The following is a 19,724-nucleotide window of genomic DNA, read 5'->3' as shown; positions in this document are numbered from 1 at the left end:
CTCCAGTAAAAGAACAAATCTTACGCCAGCAATTGTTGGATATCAATTGCTTCGGGTAAGCGCCCTACATTTTGCAACTTGATGGCCGCCAAACGCTGGGCTACCGTCAAACGCTGCTCCCATCCAAATCCTTGTAAACCAGCATATAAAAATCCGGTCCAAAAGGCATCCCCCGCTCCCGTGGTGTCTTTTATATCCGCTAAAGGCAAGGCTTTTTGCGTGACCAATCCCTCTTGTGTATCCGAAAGCACGACTCCCTTTTTCCCTTTGGTTAAACACACCGTTTGTGCTCCGAAATCATGGAAAAAATCAAAAATATAATCCTCCGATTTAAAGGCAGCAAACAACCGGTAACAATCGTCCTCACTTACTTTCACTAAGGGATTATTCGATAAATACGATTGTATGACCGCCATGGCTTCCTCGCGGTTGGGCCAAATTCGTTCAGAAAAATTCAAATCTATACTCAATTGCAAGCCTAAAGCTGCCGCACGTTTGGCCCCGTCCAAAATTGTATCCCGAGCGGGTTGCTTGCTCAACGCAAAACAAGTCGTGTGAAAAATACGCGCCGACTCCAACAATCCATCAGGCAATTGGTCCAATTCAATCTCGCCATCAGCTTGACGATACGGAATAAAATCGGGGGTATCGGTCGATTTTGAAACCACTATCACCGACGTGGGCGTATGCTCCAAACGCCGTATGACCGAGGTGTCCACTTGATTGGCTTTGAGTTTTCGCAAGGCATAATCCCCAAATCCATCTTGACCACAGGAAGCCACCAATACCGACCGTAAGCCCAAGCGCGCCGCATTGACGGCTACATTGGTAGGGGAACCCCCTAAAAATCGATGAAAATCTTTGGTCTGATTAATCGACGTATTGACCTCATGACCGATTAAATCAATCAGTAATTCGCCAACACAAATAATATCTAAAGAAGTCGTTTTCATAAGGAATCCGAAACATATAAACGGGTGGATGAATGAATATAGTGGTAGACCAAAACCGAAGCCGCAGCACTCCATGTGCACCAAGATACCCCATTGGGCGCTTCCGTTTGGGAATTAAAGTTCTCATAAAAAGCAAAATCCTCTCGGGCGTTGGCAGCATCCAACGCTACTTGCAAGGCTTTGGCTGCCGCTAAATCACCCCGTTGCGCCAAAACCATTCCGTAAAACCCATTGACCATAGGCCAACTCCCGCCGTTATGGAATTCGAAAGGATAATTGCGAAATTCATACTTGCAATTGTTACGCAGTAATTGCCAATCGGCCTCCTCTTCAGTTACTGGAGGCCAAAACGCGGGCAAGAGCTGCATCGGTAACGCCTGCGCCTGTTCACTCATGTACGTCATTAACGCAGTTTGTAGCTCAGGCGAACCCAAATCCAAGAGTAAAAACAAGGCATGGGCAAAGGCATCAAAACGGTTTTTGTACCCCGCCGGATTTAAGGCACAGGGCAGATATCCTTGCCATGTCCATTCGTGATAAGCCCGCTCGTGGTAATGCTCTCCTTCGGTGCCAGGGGTGAAATTATGAAGTACTTGATGGGTAATCGCATGTATTTTACGCTCATATTGCGCGTTGGGACTACAGGCATGTACCCCACGTAGCGCCCAGATACGCAATAATTGGTCATACAACACATAGCCGTCGGTGATGTACTCATCGGCCCAATTTCCCGACAAAGGAACATACATCAAATGCCGGTGATTGAATTCCCAATACTCCATCGCCTGCAAGGCTTTTTCAACGGCTTGTTTATTTTCATGAAAAAATGCGTGATCACCCGTAAGAAGCGCATATTGAGTGACGCCAATCACAAACCAAGTGGTTGCATCTACGCGTCCTGCCAACCCGCCATAACTTACTGCTTCATTGCCATCCTCGGCTATGGCAACATTGGAGGGAATGGTGCCCAACGCGTGTTGGTGTTGTGCTAAGGTGGTCAACGTATTGCGAAGAGTGGCAATCAAATGGGGGTCTCCCGACACCAAAGCCGCCAAGCCACAAATGACGCCATCCCGCGCCCACACCCGATGGTAATTGGTAACGGGTTGCACAGAGGCTAAAAATCCTTGTGGTGAAGCTGCCTGCTGCAATAAGGCCAAGGCTTTAGGATAAACGGCTTCCATCATCAATGAGTTTTGCTTGGGGTTTCATACGCAAGGTGAGTAAAGCGCTACACAACAACAAGACGCCTGCCAACGTGATGGCATGCCGCGCATCGTTGTGGAGTAGTTCTTTTAAAATATAACCAAACGTGAGATTTTGAATAATCATCGGAATCACAATCATCATATTGATAATCCCCATATATACCCCATACCGCTCTTTGGGAATATCGCCCACTACGATCAAATACGGAATGCCCATCATACTCGCCCATCCGATGCCAAAACCAGTAATGGCAAAAAAGAAAAGGCTTTTATCGGTAAGTTGCGGAAAGGCAAGAAAACCCAAAGCCGCTGCCGTTAAGCAAATCGTATGGGTAATACGGGGACTGTATTTTTTGGCAACACCTACCAGGGCAAAGGCCACCAGGAAGGTCACCACATTGTACCAGCCGTTGACCAAACCTGTCCAACGTACCGCCTGTTCATAGGCCTCAGGGTTGCTTTGTGGCGTTGCATTCCAGAGCGAAAGGGCAATACTTTTGGAAGAATTTTGCCAATAGCAAAACAAGGCATACCATTGAAAGAGGTAAACCAGTGCCAACTGCCACATGATTTTAGGCATTACCCGAATGGCCGATGCAATTTCTTTAATGGGTTCGAGAATTCCGCCTGTCGAAGCTTTCATTTGCGCCAATTCTTCGGGGGAAGGCGGTATTTCGGGGGTGGTTCGCATGCTCCACCAAATGGAACCTATCGAACAAATAGCGCCCAAAAAGAATGAGGCAAAAACCCAAGTTGGAAGCGAACCCGTTTTACCCACAATTATTAATGGAAATATGAAAAGGGAAAGATTGGCTAAGGTTTGTCCAAATCCTGTGAAAAAACTCTGCATTTGGAACCCCAAAGGACGCTGTTCGTCATTTAACTTGTCGGCCACAAACGCACGGTAAGGCTCCATAGCCATATTGTTGCCCGCATCCAAAATCCAAAGTAAGCCCGCCGCCATCCATAACGAACTACTGAAAGGAAAAGCAATTAAAGCCAAACTACACAACAAAGCACCGATCAAAAAGTAAGGTTTTCTTCGACCCCAGCGCGGATGCCACGTTTTGTCACTTAACGCCCCAATAATGGGTTGTACCACTAATCCTGTTACGGGTCCCGCCAGATTGAGTAAGGGAATTTCATCGGGACTGGCGCCCAAAAAATCGTAAATAGGGTTCACCGCACTTTGCTGTAAGCCAAAACTGTACTGAATGCCGAAAAAACCCACATTCATGTGGAGAATTTGCCAAAAACGTAAGGTGGGTTTCTGCCTCATGGATTAATCCAATTTTTTTAAAAAATCTTCAAATGGAATATTATTCATAAACAGCTCCCCTTTTTTCTCAACCACGGGAATAGCTATCCCATACGTTGGCATCCCGGCTTGTTTTAACTTGGCCAACATTTCACGTAACGCCTCGGGGTCACGGTCAATATCAAAAAAGAGGTAAGGAATTTTACGTTGGTCCAAATACACCTTGGCATCAATACAATAATGACAATCGGCACTGCCGTAAATACGAATTACTTGCTCTTGAGCAGGCTGCGTTGGAGTTGTCTTTTCAGGCGTTTGTGCCCCTACATAACCGCTCAACAACAAGCTAAGACATACGAAAAGAATACGATAGTTCATACACGTGTTTTTGGACTAATTTACGTAAAAACAATTCCTACGCCAGCTCGTGACGCAGGAATTGCTAACAAAAATAAACATGAATAGAATCTTAGAATCGGTACGCTAAGGTCAACGATGTAGTACGACCGTTGATAGCGCGTGCGCGAACAATATTATCTTGGTTTTCAATAATGCTTCCTTCTTCTACTTCGGTAATTCCGATAGTGTCAAAAACGTTATTGATATTTACTGTTGCCGAAAGTCCTTGTGTCAATTCAAAGCTCAAGAATGGATTTACATAGGCATACCCTGGCATGACCAATTGATTGTCGTCTTGTGCATAGGCTTTGGTTGTTCCAATCACAGAGAATCCTACCAAGTGCTGACGTTTACCGCCAAATTTGTAGGAAGGTACGATGTTGTAAATGAAATCCGCTTGACGACGAGGACGGTTGCCTTCTACTGCAGGATTTAACGCATCGGATGCAATTTCTGCTTTGGTATAGGTAACATTACCCATGATGTTGAAATCTTTCATACGGTAGCTTCCTTCCAACTCAAGACCCATAGCGTTGTATTCGCGTTGAATCTGACGAATACCACCAGCGCCACCACCGAAATCCCAGTTTTGCTCTGAAACTTTAGAGTAGAAAGCGGTAGCATAAAACGTATGGTTAGTTCCGCGACGTTTGTATCCAATTTCGGCTTGATCCACCATATCGGCACTCAATCCACCTACAGCTGCTCCAGAGTTTAACACATTAGGACCAAACAACAAACGGTCGGCATTGGCTCTACCACCTCGGCTGTAACGTCCGAATACGGATTGATTTTCATTCAACAAATAGTTCAAACCTAACGAATACGAAGTGTAATCATAGTCGTAGTTGATGGGTTTACGGTTGGCATTGTCGACCACCGAAACACTTGCTTCAGGTCCGTCAATCACCCCGTTATTGTTTACATCCAAATTGACCGCTTGGGTAGCGCCCGCATACGTTCCACGCGCTTTTCCTGAATCAAAACGCACACTTGCATCTACTGTTAACTTCTCATTAGCTTTCCACTGCGCAGCCGCATAAGGTGCTGTGATATCGTAATTTGCGTCGTAGTTTCGGGTACAACAGTTGCCCCAAAAAGGCACACCATAGGCATACAATCCATTGCTTATAGCGGTTCCGGCATTCAACAATGCAGCATTATCGCCTTTTACTTCCATCAAATACGAATTCCATAACCACGACATCCCGATGTTTTGGAACGCACGGTAATACCCTAACGTCAAATCAACATCACCGAATTTTTTAGACAATTTCAAATCGTTGGTAAAATTGTTGAAGTTGTTGATTTCAGTATCAAATGTGTGAATACGCATCGCCAAACTGTTGTTTCCAAAGTTGGTTCCAGCCAAAGGACCGTTGGCATACGTCAAATTCGACACTCCAAAAGCAGTAGCTAAAGCGCCCCCTGTGGTAACTTCGGCAGGGAATAACGACACGAAACGCCCTTTAATGTAGTTTTGACGGAAACGGTTTTCTACTTTCCAATCGTCGCCTAAGTCAAAGGACATTTCAGCGCCAAAAGAAGTATTGATAGGGTGCATTCCATCGCCAATATTACTACGACGACGTTCGCCATCGGCACCGATTGTTAAATTATCTAAAAACAAAGCGCTGTGTGGTGTATCTTGTAAAATGTCAAATCCATTTACCGAACTCCAGTTCGGATTGGCATTGGTACCCGAAACCTTAACTGGCATCGGCAAGTACCCGATCGACTTATCATTCAAATATTTTACATACAAACGTACATAGCCATTTTTGAATTCTTTGGTCAAATTGGCTTTGAATTGCCCTCCTAAATTGGCGGTATACCCAGCATTTCTTGGCCCTTCACCTTGACGGTAGAAACCACCTACATGAAAACGCAACGACTCCGAAAGTGGTGAACCGTATTCAAAATCGGTACGCGTTTGACCGAAATCCACCCCTACTTGTTGCATCAAGGTTCCGCCTTCTTTTTTACCATCTTTTGAAATAAAGTTGATGATCCCCGCAGGTGAGTTACTGGCTAAGGTTGACGCCGAACCCCCACGGATGGCTTCCACGCGGGCCAACGTTTGGTCGTTACGCACAAAAATATCGGCGTTTCCAAAAGCTACGTCACCAAACTGCATTACCGGCAACCCATCTTCGTGCAATTGCAAGAACTTGGCCCCTCCTGAAGCGATTGGAATACCGCGCACCGTAATGTTGGCATTTCCTTCACCTCCCGTTGGCTCGGCTTTGATCCCCGCAATTGAACGGAAGATTTCAGCGGTTGAACGCGGAGCAGCTTGCTCGATTTGCGCCGTGTTGACCGAACTCACAGAAACACTCGACTGCAATTTGGCACGTTGACGCACAACCCCTGTAACAACGACCTCATCCAAACTTTTGGATTCATCCTCCATTTGAAGATTGGCGGTGGTAGCGCCTTTGATGCTCACTTCTTGCACCACGGTTTTGTACCCGATAAAAGTAACGGTAACGGTAGTCTTCCCTTCGGCGAGTCCGCTTAAGGTATACGACCCGTTTTCGTTGGTGGTGGCCGATTTGGACCCTGCCGATACATTAGCTCCAATCAAGGCATTTCCCTTGGTATCGGTAACCGTTCCCGACAAAACACCACTTTGTGCAAAAGCTTGACTCACGAGCAAAAGCATCGTAAAACACAGCATTTTCTGCAAAAGATTCGTAGTTTTTTTCATTTTTTGGTTTTTAATAGATTAATAATTTTTGTTGATTAGCTTTCCGAAATTAGTTTTTTGATTCCCAAAATTTTAGGAAATAAAAATCGAAAACGTTTTCGAAAATACCGAAAACGTTTTCGATTTTGGAAATGGATTTTTTTCACCATATTTGTTTCAATGAAAGAAGCGACGTTAAAACAAATAGCCGAAACCCTAGGCATCTCTATTACTACGGTTTCCAAGGCGTTAAAAAACTACCCCGATGTGAGTGACAAAACCCGAAAAGCGGTTCACGAACTTGCGGATACGCTTCAATACAAGCCCAATTCGTTTGCGGTCAATTTACGCATGCAAGAATCCCGTACCATAGGCGTCATTATCCCCGAACTGGTGCATCATTTCTTTTCCAGTGTTATTGACGGTATCGTCGCCGAAGCAGAAAAACACGGGTATTTGGTGATCATCCAACAATCGAATGAATCGGTGGTGATGGAAAAAAGTCAGGTGGAACTGCTGTTGAACAAACGCGTGGACGGTATTGTTATGTCGCTTTCCAACGAATCCAACGACGACGAACACCTCAAAGAACTCCTCCGCCGCAACGTCCCTTTTGTGCAATTTGATAAAATTTCCAAACTCCTCAACAGTTCCAAAGTCATCATTGACGACCAAAAAGCCGCGAGTGACGCCACGGCACATTTGATCAGTAAAGGTTGTAAAAAAATTGCCCACATTCGCGGCCCCGTGAATCCCCAAAACGCTATCGATCGCTTTTTAGGGTATAAAAAAGGACTCGAAAAACACGACATTGCCTACGACCCGTCCTTGGTATACACCTGCAGTCGGGTGTCGTTTGAAGAAGGAAAAGCCTTTGCCGCACAAATTCTCGAAGAACATCCTGATGTTGACGGCATTTTTTGCATTACCGACTTGGTTGCTGTAGGTGTTTTGGCCTATTTCAACGAACATAAAATCCCCGTTCCGCAGCAAGTCAAAGTCATCGGCTTTAGCAACTGGTTCATGTCGCAAGTGATCACCCCTTCCCTGAGTACAGTAGAACAACCCAGTTACGAAATGGGAGTTGCCGCTTTCAACGTTTTGCTCGAAGAAATCAACGCTCGTAAAGAAAACAGAGTCCGGGAACCCAAAACGGTACGTCTCGAAACCCAAATTATTGAACGGGAGTCGACACGGGGGTAGTGGCAGTGAGCAGTGTTCAGTGAGCAGTGTTCAGTGTTCAGTTTGCAGTGTTCAGTGTTCAGTATGCAGTGTTCAGTATGCAGTGTTCAGTATACAGTTTACAGAGCTCAGTAGCTTAGCGACTCAGCTTCTCAGCAGTTAGTTAGAGACAACCCAAGAAAAACTTTAGCATAATGAACAATCGAATAAAACTATTGACCGTTCTATATTTCCTGATTATTGTTTGCTGTAATCCGATAATTGCTCAAAATAAAAAAGAGATTCTTTGGACAACAGAGTGGAGTCCAAATGGAAAATTTATCGCAATTGGAGGAAACATAGATTCTTTACTCATATACAATTCAGATTTACAACTACATAAAACATTTCCAGTTAAAAATACTATTACTCGTGTGAAGTGGCATCCTACAAAAAATATAATTGGCGTTGTAACACAAGTATCAAGTGAAAAATCGTTTATACTTAATTTGGATTCAAACGAAAAAATCGAATTAACCGGAATTTCTCCTGACGGAGCAAGAGGAATTGATTGGAATTTTACCGGTGAATATTTAGCTGTTGCAGACAATGATGGGCAAATATTAATCTATGACATAAAAGGTGAGTTGATTAGAAAGTTTGTAAATCAAAGCAACTCAACCAAAGGAATTACTGCCGTCGCTTGGCATCCAAAAAAAAACATGCTTACTACAGTTACTGATCAAATTCGTTTTTTTGATAATGAAGGAAACCTAATAAAGTCCATAAAACACAGACCTGAAGAAGTGTTGTTGTTAAGCATCGCCTGGCACAAATCAGGAGAATTCTTTGTAACTGGCGACTATGGAGATGAGAAAGACAAATCATTACTTCAATATTGGAATGAACAAGGTGAACTTCTAAAAACAATTGATATTAGTATAGGTGAATACAGAAACTTATCATGGAATCCAGACGGAAGTCGATTAGCGTCAGCAAGTGATGTTTTGAGAATTTGGGACAAAAAAGGAAACCTCATTTCAGTGGGAAACTCAAAAGACTATTTATGGGGAGTTTCTTGGAATAAAATGGGTAACAAAATTATCACCTCGAGTACACAACAAAGAATAACACTTTGGAATAAAAAAGCTGAAGAAATAACTACGGTAGAATAATGGGCAGCCATGAACAGCACCGCCCTGAAATAGCTTGTTTTTCGTAGCTTCACCTTTGGGTTTCGTGTGTAATCTCTACCTTTACGAGCCTATGCTGCTCGCATTTTTGCCACTATCGGGTAGTTGCAAACCGTTTGTTTACTTTACAGGTCACTCAGCAACTCAGCCTGTTAGAAGCTCAGCAGCTTTCTGTAACATTTTACCACAAAAACCTACTTATTCAATCAATCCGACTAAAATAACTTTAATATGAAAAAAATCACAATCCCTGTTTTAGCATTGGCAGCTTTAGTTACTGCTTGCCAAAAAAGCGAACCTTTACACTCGGGTATAACCAAAGCCAATATGGATACGTTGGTAAAACCTGGGGACAATTTTGATGCGTATGTCAACGGAAATTGGAGCCGAAAAACCAAGATTCCTGCCGATAAATCATCGTATGGCGCTTTCGATATACTCTTGGACAAATCGGAAAAAGACGTTAAAGAAATCATTCAAGCCGCGGCCAAAAGCAACAGTTCACAAGGTTCGGAAGAACAGAAAATCGGTGATTTTTATGCGTCTTACATGGACCGTAAAGGGCGTGACGCCAAAGGATTGCGTCCGATACAACCCGAATGGAAGAAAATCGATGCGCTCCAAGACCATGCGGCATTGGCGGCGTATTTGGGCGAAGCCAACCGTCAAGGTATCTCGGCCCCATTTGGCGTGTTTGTGAGTACGGACTTTGTTGACCCCAACAAAAACGTCATCATGACTTGGCAGGGCGGATTGAGTTTACCCGACCGCGATTACTACCTTTCGCCGGCACCTGAAATGACGCAAATTCGCAAAGCCTATACCGAACATGTTCAGAAAATGCTCAGCTTGGCGCAGTTCACCAATGCCCAAGCCGATGCAGCCACTATTGTCGCTTTGGAAACTGAAATTGCAAAAATTCACATTACCAAAGAAGAAAACCGCGATACCCAAAAACTCAACAATCCGTTTAAGGTAGCCGATTTAGCCGGATTAATGCCCGGATTTGATTTCAAAACCTACCTCAACAAAGCGGGTATGGGGAAAGAGCAATCGATTATCATTGCCCAACCCGAATACATGAAAAAACTGGCTCAATTGTATACTGCAACCCCTATCGCCACCTGGAAAACCTATTTGAAATGGTCGGTGTTGAGCGGTGCATCCACTTCGTTAACGACAGCCTTGGACCAGCAAAATTTTGAATTTTTTGGAAAAGTGTTGAGTGGAACCGAAAAACAACGCGACGACTGGAAGCGCGCGGTACAAACCGTAAGTGGTGGTTTGGGCGAAATGATTGGCAAATTATATGTCGAAAAACACTTCTCGCCCGAGGCCAAAGAACGCATGACGGTCATGGTGAAAAACCTGTTGAAAGCCTATGCCGAAAGCATCAAAAAATTGGATTGGATGAGCGAAGCCACCAAAAAAGAAGCCTTGAAAAAGGTCGATAAATTTGTGATTAAAATAGGCTACCCCGACAAATGGCGCGATTATTCCTCGTTGACCATTGCCAAAAACGATTTATACGGCAACTTACAGCGTTGTGCCGAATACGAATACAACCGGAATTTAGCCAAATTAGGCAAACCCGTAGACCGAAGCGAGTGGGGCATGACGCCACAAACCGTGAATGCCTATTACAATCCGTCTGTGAATGAAATTGTATTCCCAGCGGCAATTTTACAACCGCCCTTCTTTGATATGAATGCCGATGATGCCGTAAATTATGGCGGCATTGGTGCGGTAATTGGACACGAAATCGGACACGGTTTTGACGATCAAGGCAGCACTTTTGATGGCGATGGAAAATTACGCAACTGGTGGACGGCTGCCGACTTAGCTGCATTCAAGAAAAAAACAAGTGCTTTGGTGGCACAATACAATAGTTTTGAGGCCTTACCCAATTTATTTGTAAACGGAGAATATACGTTGGGTGAAAATATTGGCGATTTAGGCGGATTGAGCATTGCCTTGAAAGCGTACAAGATGAGTTTGAACGGCCAAGAAGCCCCTGTTTTGGATGGCTTTACGGGCATTCAACGGGTGTTTTTGGGTTGGGGCCAAGTGTGGCTTGACAAATCCCGTCCCGAAGCCTTGCGCACGCAAATTGCCGCCGACCCGCATTCCCCAGCCAAGTTTCGTATCAATGGGGTCGTTCGCAACATCCCTGAATTTTACGAAGCGTTCAACGTAAAACCCGGCGATGCACTCTACTTGGCGCCTGAAAAGCGCGTGAAGATTTGGTAGTAGTGACTAGTGATTAGTGAATAGTGATTAGTGATTAGTGAATAGTGATTAGTGACTAGTGAACAGTGATTAGTGACCTGCCTATGCCGGCAGGCAGGCTAGTGACTAGTGACTGGTAAGCCCCCTAACCCCCTGCGGGGGAATAGTGACTGTCCCGACCCTTCGGGGCTGAAACTGAAACCTTAACCCTGACACGAGGCTTTAGCCGACTGATGGAGCGAAGCGGAATAAACCTGAAACTTAAAAAATCCCCTGCAGTGATGTGGGGGATTTTTTTATGACTGAAACGAAAAAAATGTTCACCATGTTAGTTTACATTATAGACTGGGATTTTGTAAAGCGTTTTTATCCGAATTATTAATTATATAATACGATTACATAAATGGATACTTCATTAATAACCTTAACCAATTAATTTGGGCAGCTGCTTATCTTCCAACAGTTGACATATTAAATACCGACAATTTTGGTATTTAAACCAAATAATATTTCAAAGATTAAAAAAGGATTTTTTGAGAGTGGGGTTTTAATAAAAAAATAAGGAGTGTTAAAAAAGACTCCTTATCATTATTGTCCTATAACAGGAATTGACTCCTCAATAGTTTTAATAGCCATGAACATCTTTTTTGACCCTGGTAATAAGATAAAACCATAACTCGAATAAAACTCTTCAGCTTCTTCATCAATTGGATCAACAACAACAGCCAAGGCTCCAATAGTTTGTGAAACTTCTACACATCTATTCAATGCATGAATAAGTAAATACTCACCTAGTCTTTTTCCATGTATTTTTTTATCTAATGCTAATCTACCTAATAATATAGTTGGTAAATCACCATAAGAAGGCGGAAGTCTTGCTGTCATTTTAGCAGGAAATGAAGTCCTTTCAATTGAATTACTAGATAAGGTATAATACCCCAAAACTTCATTATTTTCATCTTCTGTTAATACATAACAAGCTGACAAATCTCTTTTTACATCTTGACTTGCTTGCGTTCTAATATAATTATCTAATAGTGGTTTCCCACAATCAAAACCACTCTTTTGATGGCTTTTACTTAACAGTTGTATTGTCATTTTCATCACTCAAATAAAAATTATGATAATTCATTTGAGCTTTCTTAAGCTTAGCATTTGGTTTTGGCGGATTAAGTATCGCATCTAAAAACAGCTTCTTATCCTCAATTGTTTTTAAAATAATATTATTATTTCTAATAATATCACTTGACTCTTTATTAATACAAAAGACAACAAATTCGGACAAACTCTTAAAACCTCGCAACTCAGACGCATACTTTACAAGCTCCTTTTGTTCTTTGCTAATTCGAACATCGATTCTGTCATTAACTAATGTTGCCATAATAAATCTCCTTAATAAATAGGTTCTTTCCGAACACTTAAAAACTTTAAATAATAATAAATGTCAATCTGACTATAAACTTGTCTTTTTTTGACCCTAATTTTTCTTCGATCGTTACGATCTTCCTATAATCTCCAATAAAATATTTCTTCATTTTTATCATTATCAAAAATGTAAACTTTTTCTAAATTAAACATCGTTTTAATAGTTTGATTACTTCAATAAATACGTGTTTTTTTTAATTTCTTACTAATACAAATAATGTACTAAAAACAATTCTAATAAAAAACGTTAGCTTGAATTAGCTTTTACAAATGTACGTATTTTATCCGTACAAAAAAATCATTCAACTACTTTTTCAATTAACTACCCTAAAACCCAAGTCGTGAAAGACTGAAACTGAGACTGAAAACTCAAAAAATTCCCCTGCAGTGATGTGGGGGATTTTTTTTGTAAAGCTATCGTAAAGAAACTGTTGCAAAAAAATGTTCTGCAATCCCATTTTTAAAGTATTTCTTAACACTAGTTAACAGAATAGATAGAATTCATAATCTAGTTATAGCATTCGCTTCATTTTCACCTAAAACAAACGCATGACTTTTGTGGCATCTAACACGAAACCTCATGAGAAAAAACGACTTTCTACCCTTACTAGTATTAGGCATCTTCTTGCATGTCACTCCCAAGGCTTGGGGACAAACACTGGTACACTATTGGAACTTTAACGACAATAGTTCATTGGCTGCTTTAACAACGCCAACACAAACTTTGGGAGGAGCAACCTTGATTGCCCTTCCTGGAGGAATCAGTACGATAGATGTCCCAGGAGGAACGGGACAAAATTTCAACGTACAAAATCTAAACGCACAAAATGGCGATCCCTCAGGAACACATTTGCGCTTCAATGACCCCATCGGTGGCGCTTTGGTGTTTAGCCTGCCTACTACAGGGTACGAAGCAATTGTAATACGAATGGCGACACGGCGATCTGGATCGGGAGCGGGAACACAAATCTGGTCCTACTCCACCGATGGGAATACCTATACTTTTTTTAGTAACATCATCCCAAACAATGGAGACCCCGCTCTAGCCACACTTGATTTTTCATCGGTTCCCGGAGTTGCCAATAATCCAAATTTCAAACTGAAAGTTGAATTTGCACAAGGCAGTGGCGGCACCGTTGGAAACAATCGTTTTGATAATGTCACCCTACAAGGAACGCCCTTTTCAGGTGCCGACATCCTTCCGCCAACGGTTACTTTTGCACCGCAAAACAATGCCACAAACGTAGCGCTTACTTCGCAACCTACCCTAACCTTCAACGAACCCATTCGTTTGCTTAATGATAATCCCCTAGACAATACCTCGGTAGATGCGCTTATCGAATTACGTCTTACTTCAGCCACAGGGACAGCCGTTCCATTTGACGCTACCATCAACGGTACTGTAATTACGGTAAGTCCACTTTTGCCTTTAACCGTCAATCAAACGTACTACTTGGCACTACTGCCCAATACTATTGAAGATGGAGCCAATAATGCCCTCGCTTCGTTGCAAAGCATCACTTTTACCACAGGACAGCCTACAATTAGTTTTGCCAATTCTTTGGTAACGGTCAATGAAAATGCGGGAAGTGTTACCCTTAATTTAACGGTGACCAACCCGGCAGCAGCGGCAGTGGATTGGGTCGTGAAAACAGTCCCCTTTAGCACAGCCGATGCCAATGACTTTACTTCAGCAACGCAAACCATAACGCTTTCCGCTACTTCACCTACTACGATTGCGATTACGGTTCCCATCATTGACGATACATTAGCTGAACAGCAAGCCGAGTATGTGGTAATTCGTTTAGAAAATCCGCAGGGGGTAACTTTGGGGGCCAATGCATGGGTAACGCTTTACATCATTGACAATGATACGCCTACACCAAGTCTTTCGCAAGAAATAGAACTCAACTATATCGGCAGTTTTGACCCTTCAGGCTCGGCCAACAACCGTACCTGCGAAATTGTAGTTCACGATCCTACAACGCAACGTTTGTTTACCACCAGTGCCGTTAGTGGCGAGTTGGACATTATTGACTTTAGCAATCCTACGCAATTGGCGGTAATACAAACTTTGGACTTGAATACATATGGTGGGGTAACGAGCGTTGCCGTCAAAAACGGATTGGTAGCCGTAGCCTGTCCCAACGCTAATGAAGCACTAAATGGATCGGTGGTTGTATTTGACACGCAAGGGGTTTTTCAAAATCAATTTACGGTAGGGGCTTTACCCGATATGATTACATTTACGCCCGATGGTACAAAAATTCTCACTGCCAATGAAGGACAACCCGATAGCGATTATACTATCGATCCCTTGGGAAGTGTGAGCATCATCGATATTAGCGGAGGTATTGCACAGGCCACGCAGGCGCAAGTTACTACCTTAGATTTTACCGCTTTCAACGCGCAAGAGGCGGCTTTACTTAGTGCTGGCGTTCGCAAAGGAAAAGCGACAAGCACCTTAGCACAAGATTTAGAGCCCGAATATTTAGCAGTTCATCCCGACGGAACAAAGGCTTGGGTAACCCTACAAGAAAACAATGCCATTGCCGAAATCAATCTAACGACACCAAGCATCACTTCGTTATGGCCTTTGGGAACAAAAAACATTGCATTACCAGGGAATGGATTTGACGTATCAGACAACAATGGGCAAATTTTGATTGCCAACTGGCCTTTGCAAGCGTATTACATTCCCGATGCCATGGCCCATTATTCGGTAAACGGCGTATCCTATTTGGTTACGGCCAACGAAGGTGATGAGCGCGAATACAATGCCTTGAATGAACGAACAACGGTGGGTGCCGCCGCTTTGGATGCTACAGCGTTTCCGAATGCTACTGTGTTAAAACAAAACAGTAATTTAGGTCGTTTCCGAATTACCAATTTGAACGGCAACACCGATGCCGATGCCGAATTGGAGCAATTGTACTGTGTTGGGTCGCGTTCATTCTCTATTTTCAATGCCGATACACAAACGTTGGTGTATGACAGTGGCGATCAATTTGAACGATTTACAGCGGCCAATCTCCCTACGCTTTTTAATGCCGATCACGAAAACAATACCCCAAAAGGACGCAGTCGTGCGAAAGGCCCTGAACCCGAAGGCGTAACAATAGCGACCTTAGGGGCAGAAACCTTTGCGTTTGTATCGTTGGAGCGTATCGGAGGGGTGATGGTGTACAACATTACCGATCCCGCGCAACCCGTGTTGACCGATTACAAAAACAGCCGCAGCACTTCGGCTTATGCAGGAGATCACGGTCCAGAGGGCATTACGTATATTCAGCCTGAAAACACTACAACGGGCAAGCCTTATATTTTGGTAGCCAATGAAATTAGTGGAACGCTTACGGTTTTTGAAATCGACACCAACGGCCTTGGGCGCCCAGAGTGGGACACGACGGTAATGCCTTTTGCGGTATTCCCCAACCCAGTAGCCCAAGACGGGTTATTGTACTGTAACCGTGCTGCCGACTGTACCGTGTATACCTTAATGGGGCAAAAAGTAGGGTATTATCCCCAAGCGCTCACGATACCTACACAGGACTTGGCACCGGGGGTTTATATTATACAAACAGAGTCGGGACAATCCCAAAAATTTATAGTGAAGTAGTCTTTTTTTCGTTGTTGTGTAATCCCCGGAGCTTCGGTTTCGGGGATTTTTTTTGACAATTCAATAACGCTGGCACAACGCCCTGCTAACACACGTCTTCGACCTTTACACTATTCATGTACACGCCGCTTGGGGTCCTCCCACAACACCTACTCCCTCCGTTTGCCTTCGGAGGGAATTTTTTATATTTTTATAAAAAGTATTTGACAAATGACAACACGCCTCAGCGCCGCACACTGGGATATAGTAGAAAAGTATTATCCCCATTACTACTCCAGCAGCACCATAACCTTAATAGACATCCTCACCCGCGCTCTCGACGGTGAAGCCATCTCCCCAAATGACGAAGAGTTTATTCAAGGGTGGGACGTCGCCAAAGAATTGTATCTTTTGGAAAGAGAGGTTTGGAGGGTGGCGGTGAAAAACTATTTATTGAATCCGTTAAGCTAATCAAAATACTATTTTAAAAATTTACCTAATTGTTTGTAAACGGGTTTTGCTTACTTTTGAATAATTATCATTTGTCATGAAAACAGTTGAAGTTGTAGCCGCAGTCATCATCCATGAAAATAAAATTCTTTGCCTTCAAAGAAATGATAGTAAGTTTGATTATATAGCGTATAAATATGAATTTCCAGGAGGAAAAGTTGAAGAAAATGAAACCTCTGAATTGGCTTTAATTCGTGAAATTTCTGAAGAATTAAACTTAACTATAGAAATTAAAGAACACTTTTTGACTGTTGATCATAGTTACCCTGATTTTAGGATAATTATGCATAGTTATATCTGCAATTGTAATTCAACTGAATTAATCTTGAATGAACATGTAGATTTTAAATGGTTAAGTAAAGACGAGCTCTTTCAATTAGATTGGGCTGCCGCAGATATTCCTATTGTTGAAAAATTAAGTTCAAGCCGTTAATGGATTTACACCAAATATTATTTGAAAGCCTAAAAACAGGATTTGTTGACCGTGGTGTTCATTCTGTAAACGAATACCATCCCCAATTACTATTGAATGATAAAATTCAAGGGAGAAAAGTTCTTTCTTCTCTTTTACGGGAATTAAATGAACTAAAGAAAAACGATGAGTTTTGGTTTTCCGTTGCATTTGTTACTACAAGTGGAGTTGCCTCTATTAAAAACGTCTTATTAGAACTTGAGCGTAAAGATGTTAAAGGGAAAATACTTGTTTCTCAATACTTAAACTTTACCCAACCTGAAGCTCTTCGGCAATTAATGCAATTTAAAAACATTGATTTACGTATTGTCACACACGGTAATTTCCATTCCAAAGGTTATTTATTTAAAAAGGGATCTATTTATAATTTAATTGTAGGTAGTAGTAATTTGACTGCAAATGCTCTTTGTACCAATAAAGAATGGAATTTAAAAATTTCAGCAACACCTATAAGTCAAATAATACATGATACAATTCAGGAGTTCACAAGAGATTTTAATGACGCGACAATTGTAGATTTAAACTTTCTTAAATATTACGAACCTATTTACATCAGTGGAAAAGAACGACAAAAACATTTTGAAGAAGCAAATATTGATTCTATAAAAATTGTTCCAAACGCTATGCAAAAAGAGGCTCTTGGCAACTTAAAAAGACTTCGTGCTTTAGGCAAAAAAAAAGCTATTTTAATATCTGCAACTGGGACAGGCAAAACCTTTCTTTCGGCTTTTGATGTTCTTGAAATGAACCCTAGAAAATTTTTATTTATCGTTCATAGGGAGAATATTGCGAAAGCTGCAATGCGGACTTTTAAAAAAATCTTTGGAAGTACAAAAAAGATGGGAATGTTCACAGGAAATAACAAAGAAGAAGCCGACTTTTTATTTGCCACTGTTCAGACTATTTCAAAACAATCGTATTTAGACAATTTTGATTCTAACCATTTTGATTATATAGTAATTGACGAAACTCATCGTGCTGGAGCTGACACATACCAAAGAATTTTAAATCATTTTGATCCTAATTTTTTGTTAGGCATGACTGCTACACCTGAGAGAGGTGACAATTTTGACATATTTAAATCTTTTGATTATAATATTGCTTATGAAATTCGTCTTAACAGAGCTTTGGATGAAGACATGCTCAGTCCCTTTCATTACTTTGGTGTTACAGATATAACTGTTAATGGAGATTTGTTAAAGGAAAATGCTGATTTCAGACTCTTAACTTCAAATGAGCGTGTTGATCATATTATTGAAAAATCAAAAATTTACGGATGCGACTCTGGTGTTATTCGTGGTTTAGTCTTTTGTTCACGAGTTGATGAATGTAAAGAACTTGCAAAAGCATTCAATGATCGTGGTTTAAAGTCCATTGCTTTAACAGGAGATGATTCAGAAGAAATAAGAAATGAAGCTATTTCTCGATTAGAGACAAGTGACTTATCCCAGAAAATTGATTACATTTTTACGAGAGATATTTTTAATGAAGGTATAGATATTCCAAGTATCAATCAAGTAATTATGTTACGCCCTACACAATCTGCTATAGTTTTTGTTCAGCAATTAGGGCGGGGATTACGAAAAGCTGAGGATAAAGAATATTTGACCGTTATTGATTTTATTGGCAATTATTCAAACTCTTATTTAATTCCAATTGCCCTTTATGGTGACTCCTCATACAATAAAGATACACTTCGCAAACTTATGTCAGGTGGAAGTAATTTAATTCCAGGAGCGTCAACAATTAATTTTGAGGAGATCACTAAAAAAAGAATATTCGAAGCAATTGATCAAGCTAAAATGCACGAAAAAAGACAATTAGACAACGATTATACTCTTTTAAAAAATAAAATCGGGCACTTTCCAATGATGATGGACTTTATAGAACACGGTTCAAGAGATCCTTTTTTATATGTAAAATACGCCAAATCGTATTTCAATTTTGTGAAACTAATTGAGAAAGATTTTAATCATAACTTAACGGAAAAAGAGGTAAAATTACTTGAGTGTTTTGCAACTGATATAAATAATGCTAAACGTATTGAAGAAGTCTTAATCCTAGATTTGTTAATACAAAATGGTTCTATATCAGTTGCCGAAGTTCAAAAAATAATTAGCAATAATTATGATTACAAACCAACAATTGAAACGATTGAGTCTGCTATTCGAAATTTGAATTTTGACTTTGTTACAGAAAATAAGGATAAAAAGTTACAACCTGTTAGTTTAATTCATAAAATAAAAAATGTAATCTTAAACACCTCTAAAATTGAGCTAACTGATGAATTTAGTCAATCTTTAATCAAACCTTATTTTAGAGACTTTTTATTGGATAACATTGAATATGCTAAATATGTCTATGATAAGAATTTTAATCGTAAAAACTTTATAAATGGATTTATACTTTATCAAAAATATTCTCGAAAAGACGTTTTTAGAATATTAAATTGGGAAACAAATCCATTGGCTCAAAATGTTGGTGGATATATAATTAGTCATTCCTTAAAAAGCCACTATTTTAAATTTCGATTAAAATAGTGGTTTTATTTTTAGTGAAAAAGTTGAACAATAATTGTAACCAAAAAATAATTAGTTCTTTAATTTGGTTAAATCGGAGCTTTAGATTG

The 19,724-nt window shown here is 41.2% G+C and carries 14 protein-coding genes; 7 read left to right on the top strand and 7 right to left on the bottom strand.

Translation table 11 applies throughout. The features are described from left to right. Window positions 1–20: 20 nt before the first annotated feature. The 5 genes from O9316_RS05205 to O9316_RS05185 all read right to left on the bottom strand — a co-directional run bounded on the left by O9316_RS05205 (window position 21) and on the right by O9316_RS05185 (window position 6,528). The gene (locus O9316_RS05205) at window positions 21–953 is read right to left on the bottom strand and encodes a carbohydrate kinase family protein (RefSeq protein ID WP_298204799.1); all 933 of its coding nucleotides are present in this window, start codon (window positions 951–953) and stop codon (window positions 21–23) included. Next, window positions 950–2,140, bottom strand: coding sequence for a glycoside hydrolase 100 family protein (locus O9316_RS05200; protein ID WP_298204798.1), 1,191 nt, complete (start codon window positions 2,138–2,140; stop codon window positions 950–952). The genes O9316_RS05205 and O9316_RS05200 overlap by 4 nt, the downstream gene beginning before the upstream one ends. Further along, on the bottom strand, window positions 2,118–3,440 hold the full coding sequence (locus O9316_RS05195; protein ID WP_298204797.1) for an MFS transporter: 1,323 nt from the start codon (window positions 3,438–3,440) through the stop codon (window positions 2,118–2,120). Before O9316_RS05195 ends, O9316_RS05200 begins: the two co-directional genes overlap by 23 nt. A gap of 3 nt (window positions 3,441–3,443) precedes the next feature. Next, on the bottom strand, window positions 3,444–3,797 hold the full coding sequence (locus O9316_RS05190; RefSeq protein ID WP_298204796.1) for a glutaredoxin family protein: 354 nt from the start codon (window positions 3,795–3,797) through the stop codon (window positions 3,444–3,446). 91 nt (window positions 3,798–3,888) lie between these two features. Continuing rightward, a complete protein-coding gene (locus tag O9316_RS05185) occupies window positions 3,889–6,528 on the bottom strand; it encodes a TonB-dependent receptor (RefSeq protein ID WP_298204795.1) in 2,640 nt (879 codons plus the stop codon). A 159-nt stretch (window positions 6,529–6,687) separates the two neighbouring features. On the opposite strand from O9316_RS05185, the gene O9316_RS05180 reads away from it, so the two are divergent. From O9316_RS05180 to O9316_RS05170, 3 genes are all read left to right on the top strand, one after another. Next, entirely contained in the window at window positions 6,688–7,710 is a 1,023-nt protein-coding gene (locus O9316_RS05180) for a LacI family DNA-binding transcriptional regulator (protein ID WP_298204794.1), read from the top strand. A 173-nt stretch (window positions 7,711–7,883) separates the two neighbouring features. Next, window positions 7,884–8,843, top strand: a complete 960-nt coding sequence (locus tag O9316_RS05175; RefSeq protein WP_298204793.1) for a hypothetical protein — start codon at window positions 7,884–7,886, stop codon at window positions 8,841–8,843. 249 nt (window positions 8,844–9,092) lie between these two features. Next, the gene (locus O9316_RS05170) at window positions 9,093–11,111 is read left to right on the top strand and encodes a M13 family metallopeptidase (protein WP_298204792.1); all 2,019 of its coding nucleotides are present in this window, start codon (window positions 9,093–9,095) and stop codon (window positions 11,109–11,111) included. A 567-nt stretch (window positions 11,112–11,678) separates the two neighbouring features. Here O9316_RS05170 and O9316_RS05165 read toward each other — a convergent pair. Together O9316_RS05165 and O9316_RS05160 are read right to left on the bottom strand one after the other, a co-directional pair. Next, window positions 11,679–12,194 (bottom strand): GNAT family N-acetyltransferase, encoded by a 516-nt coding sequence (locus O9316_RS05165; protein WP_298204791.1) that lies wholly within the window; start codon window positions 12,192–12,194, stop codon window positions 11,679–11,681. Further along, window positions 12,166–12,471, bottom strand: a complete 306-nt coding sequence (locus tag O9316_RS05160) for a DUF1778 domain-containing protein (RefSeq protein ID WP_298204790.1) — start codon at window positions 12,469–12,471, stop codon at window positions 12,166–12,168. The genes O9316_RS05165 and O9316_RS05160 overlap by 29 nt, the downstream gene beginning before the upstream one ends. Window positions 12,472–13,095: 624 nt before the next feature. On the opposite strand from O9316_RS05160, the gene O9316_RS05155 reads away from it, so the two are divergent. The 4 genes from O9316_RS05155 to O9316_RS05140 all read left to right on the top strand — a co-directional run bounded on the left by O9316_RS05155 (window position 13,096) and on the right by O9316_RS05140 (window position 19,635). Then, entirely contained in the window at window positions 13,096–16,134 is a 3,039-nt protein-coding gene (locus O9316_RS05155) for a choice-of-anchor I family protein (RefSeq protein ID WP_298204789.1), read from the top strand. Window positions 16,135–16,344: 210 nt separating this feature from the next. Continuing rightward, window positions 16,345–16,584 (top strand): hypothetical protein, encoded by a 240-nt coding sequence (locus tag O9316_RS05150; RefSeq protein WP_298204788.1) that lies wholly within the window; start codon window positions 16,345–16,347, stop codon window positions 16,582–16,584. A 76-nt stretch (window positions 16,585–16,660) separates the two neighbouring features. Then, window positions 16,661–17,056 carry a (deoxy)nucleoside triphosphate pyrophosphohydrolase gene (locus O9316_RS05145; RefSeq protein WP_298204787.1) on the top strand — a complete coding sequence of 132 codons (396 nt, stop codon included), beginning with the start codon at window positions 16,661–16,663 and terminating at the stop codon, window positions 17,054–17,056. Beyond that, window positions 17,056–19,635: a DUF3427 domain-containing protein gene (locus tag O9316_RS05140; protein WP_298204786.1), complete on the top strand. Its 2,580-nt coding sequence runs from the start codon at window positions 17,056–17,058 to the stop codon at window positions 19,633–19,635. Before O9316_RS05145 ends, O9316_RS05140 begins: the two co-directional genes overlap by 1 nt. Window positions 19,636–19,724 lie beyond the last annotated feature (89 nt).

This window comes from Flavobacterium sp., assembly GCF_027533505.1.
In the GTDB taxonomy this organism is placed as follows: Bacteria; Bacteroidota; Bacteroidia; order Flavobacteriales; family Flavobacteriaceae; genus Flavobacterium.
This window is presented reverse-complemented; position numbering and strand designations above follow the sequence as displayed.

What these genes read in the sequence shown, in the direction of transcription:
- O9316_RS05180 (WP_298204794.1), top strand. Translation starts at nt 6,688, where the DNA reads ATGAAAGAAGCGACGTTAAAACAAATAGCCGAAACCCTAGGCATCTCT.
- O9316_RS05190 (WP_298204796.1), bottom strand. Translation starts at nt 3,797, where the DNA reads ATGAACTATCGTATTCTTTTCGTATGTCTTAGCTTGTTGTTGAGCGGT.
- O9316_RS05160 (WP_298204790.1), bottom strand. Translation starts at nt 12,471, where the DNA reads ATGGCAACATTAGTTAATGACAGAATCGATGTTCGAATTAGCAAAGAA.
- O9316_RS05145 (WP_298204787.1), top strand. Translation starts at nt 16,661, where the DNA reads ATGAAAACAGTTGAAGTTGTAGCCGCAGTCATCATCCATGAAAATAAA.
- O9316_RS05205 (WP_298204799.1), bottom strand. Translation starts at nt 953, where the DNA reads ATGAAAACGACTTCTTTAGATATTATTTGTGTTGGCGAATTACTGATT.
- O9316_RS05185 (WP_298204795.1), bottom strand. Translation starts at nt 6,528, where the DNA reads ATGAAAAAAACTACGAATCTTTTGCAGAAAATGCTGTGTTTTACGATG.
- O9316_RS05140 (WP_298204786.1), top strand. Translation starts at nt 17,056, where the DNA reads ATGGATTTACACCAAATATTATTTGAAAGCCTAAAAACAGGATTTGTT.
- O9316_RS05165 (WP_298204791.1), bottom strand. Translation starts at nt 12,194, where the DNA reads ATGAAAATGACAATACAACTGTTAAGTAAAAGCCATCAAAAGAGTGGT.
- O9316_RS05170 (WP_298204792.1), top strand. Translation starts at nt 9,093, where the DNA reads ATGAAAAAAATCACAATCCCTGTTTTAGCATTGGCAGCTTTAGTTACT.
- O9316_RS05200 (WP_298204798.1), bottom strand. Translation starts at nt 2,140, where the DNA reads ATGATGGAAGCCGTTTATCCTAAAGCCTTGGCCTTATTGCAGCAGGCA.
- O9316_RS05150 (WP_298204788.1), top strand. Translation starts at nt 16,345, where the DNA reads ATGACAACACGCCTCAGCGCCGCACACTGGGATATAGTAGAAAAGTAT.
- O9316_RS05195 (WP_298204797.1), bottom strand. Translation starts at nt 3,440, where the DNA reads ATGAGGCAGAAACCCACCTTACGTTTTTGGCAAATTCTCCACATGAAT.
- O9316_RS05175 (WP_298204793.1), top strand. Translation starts at nt 7,884, where the DNA reads ATGAACAATCGAATAAAACTATTGACCGTTCTATATTTCCTGATTATT.
- O9316_RS05155 (WP_298204789.1), top strand. Translation starts at nt 13,096, where the DNA reads ATGAGAAAAAACGACTTTCTACCCTTACTAGTATTAGGCATCTTCTTG.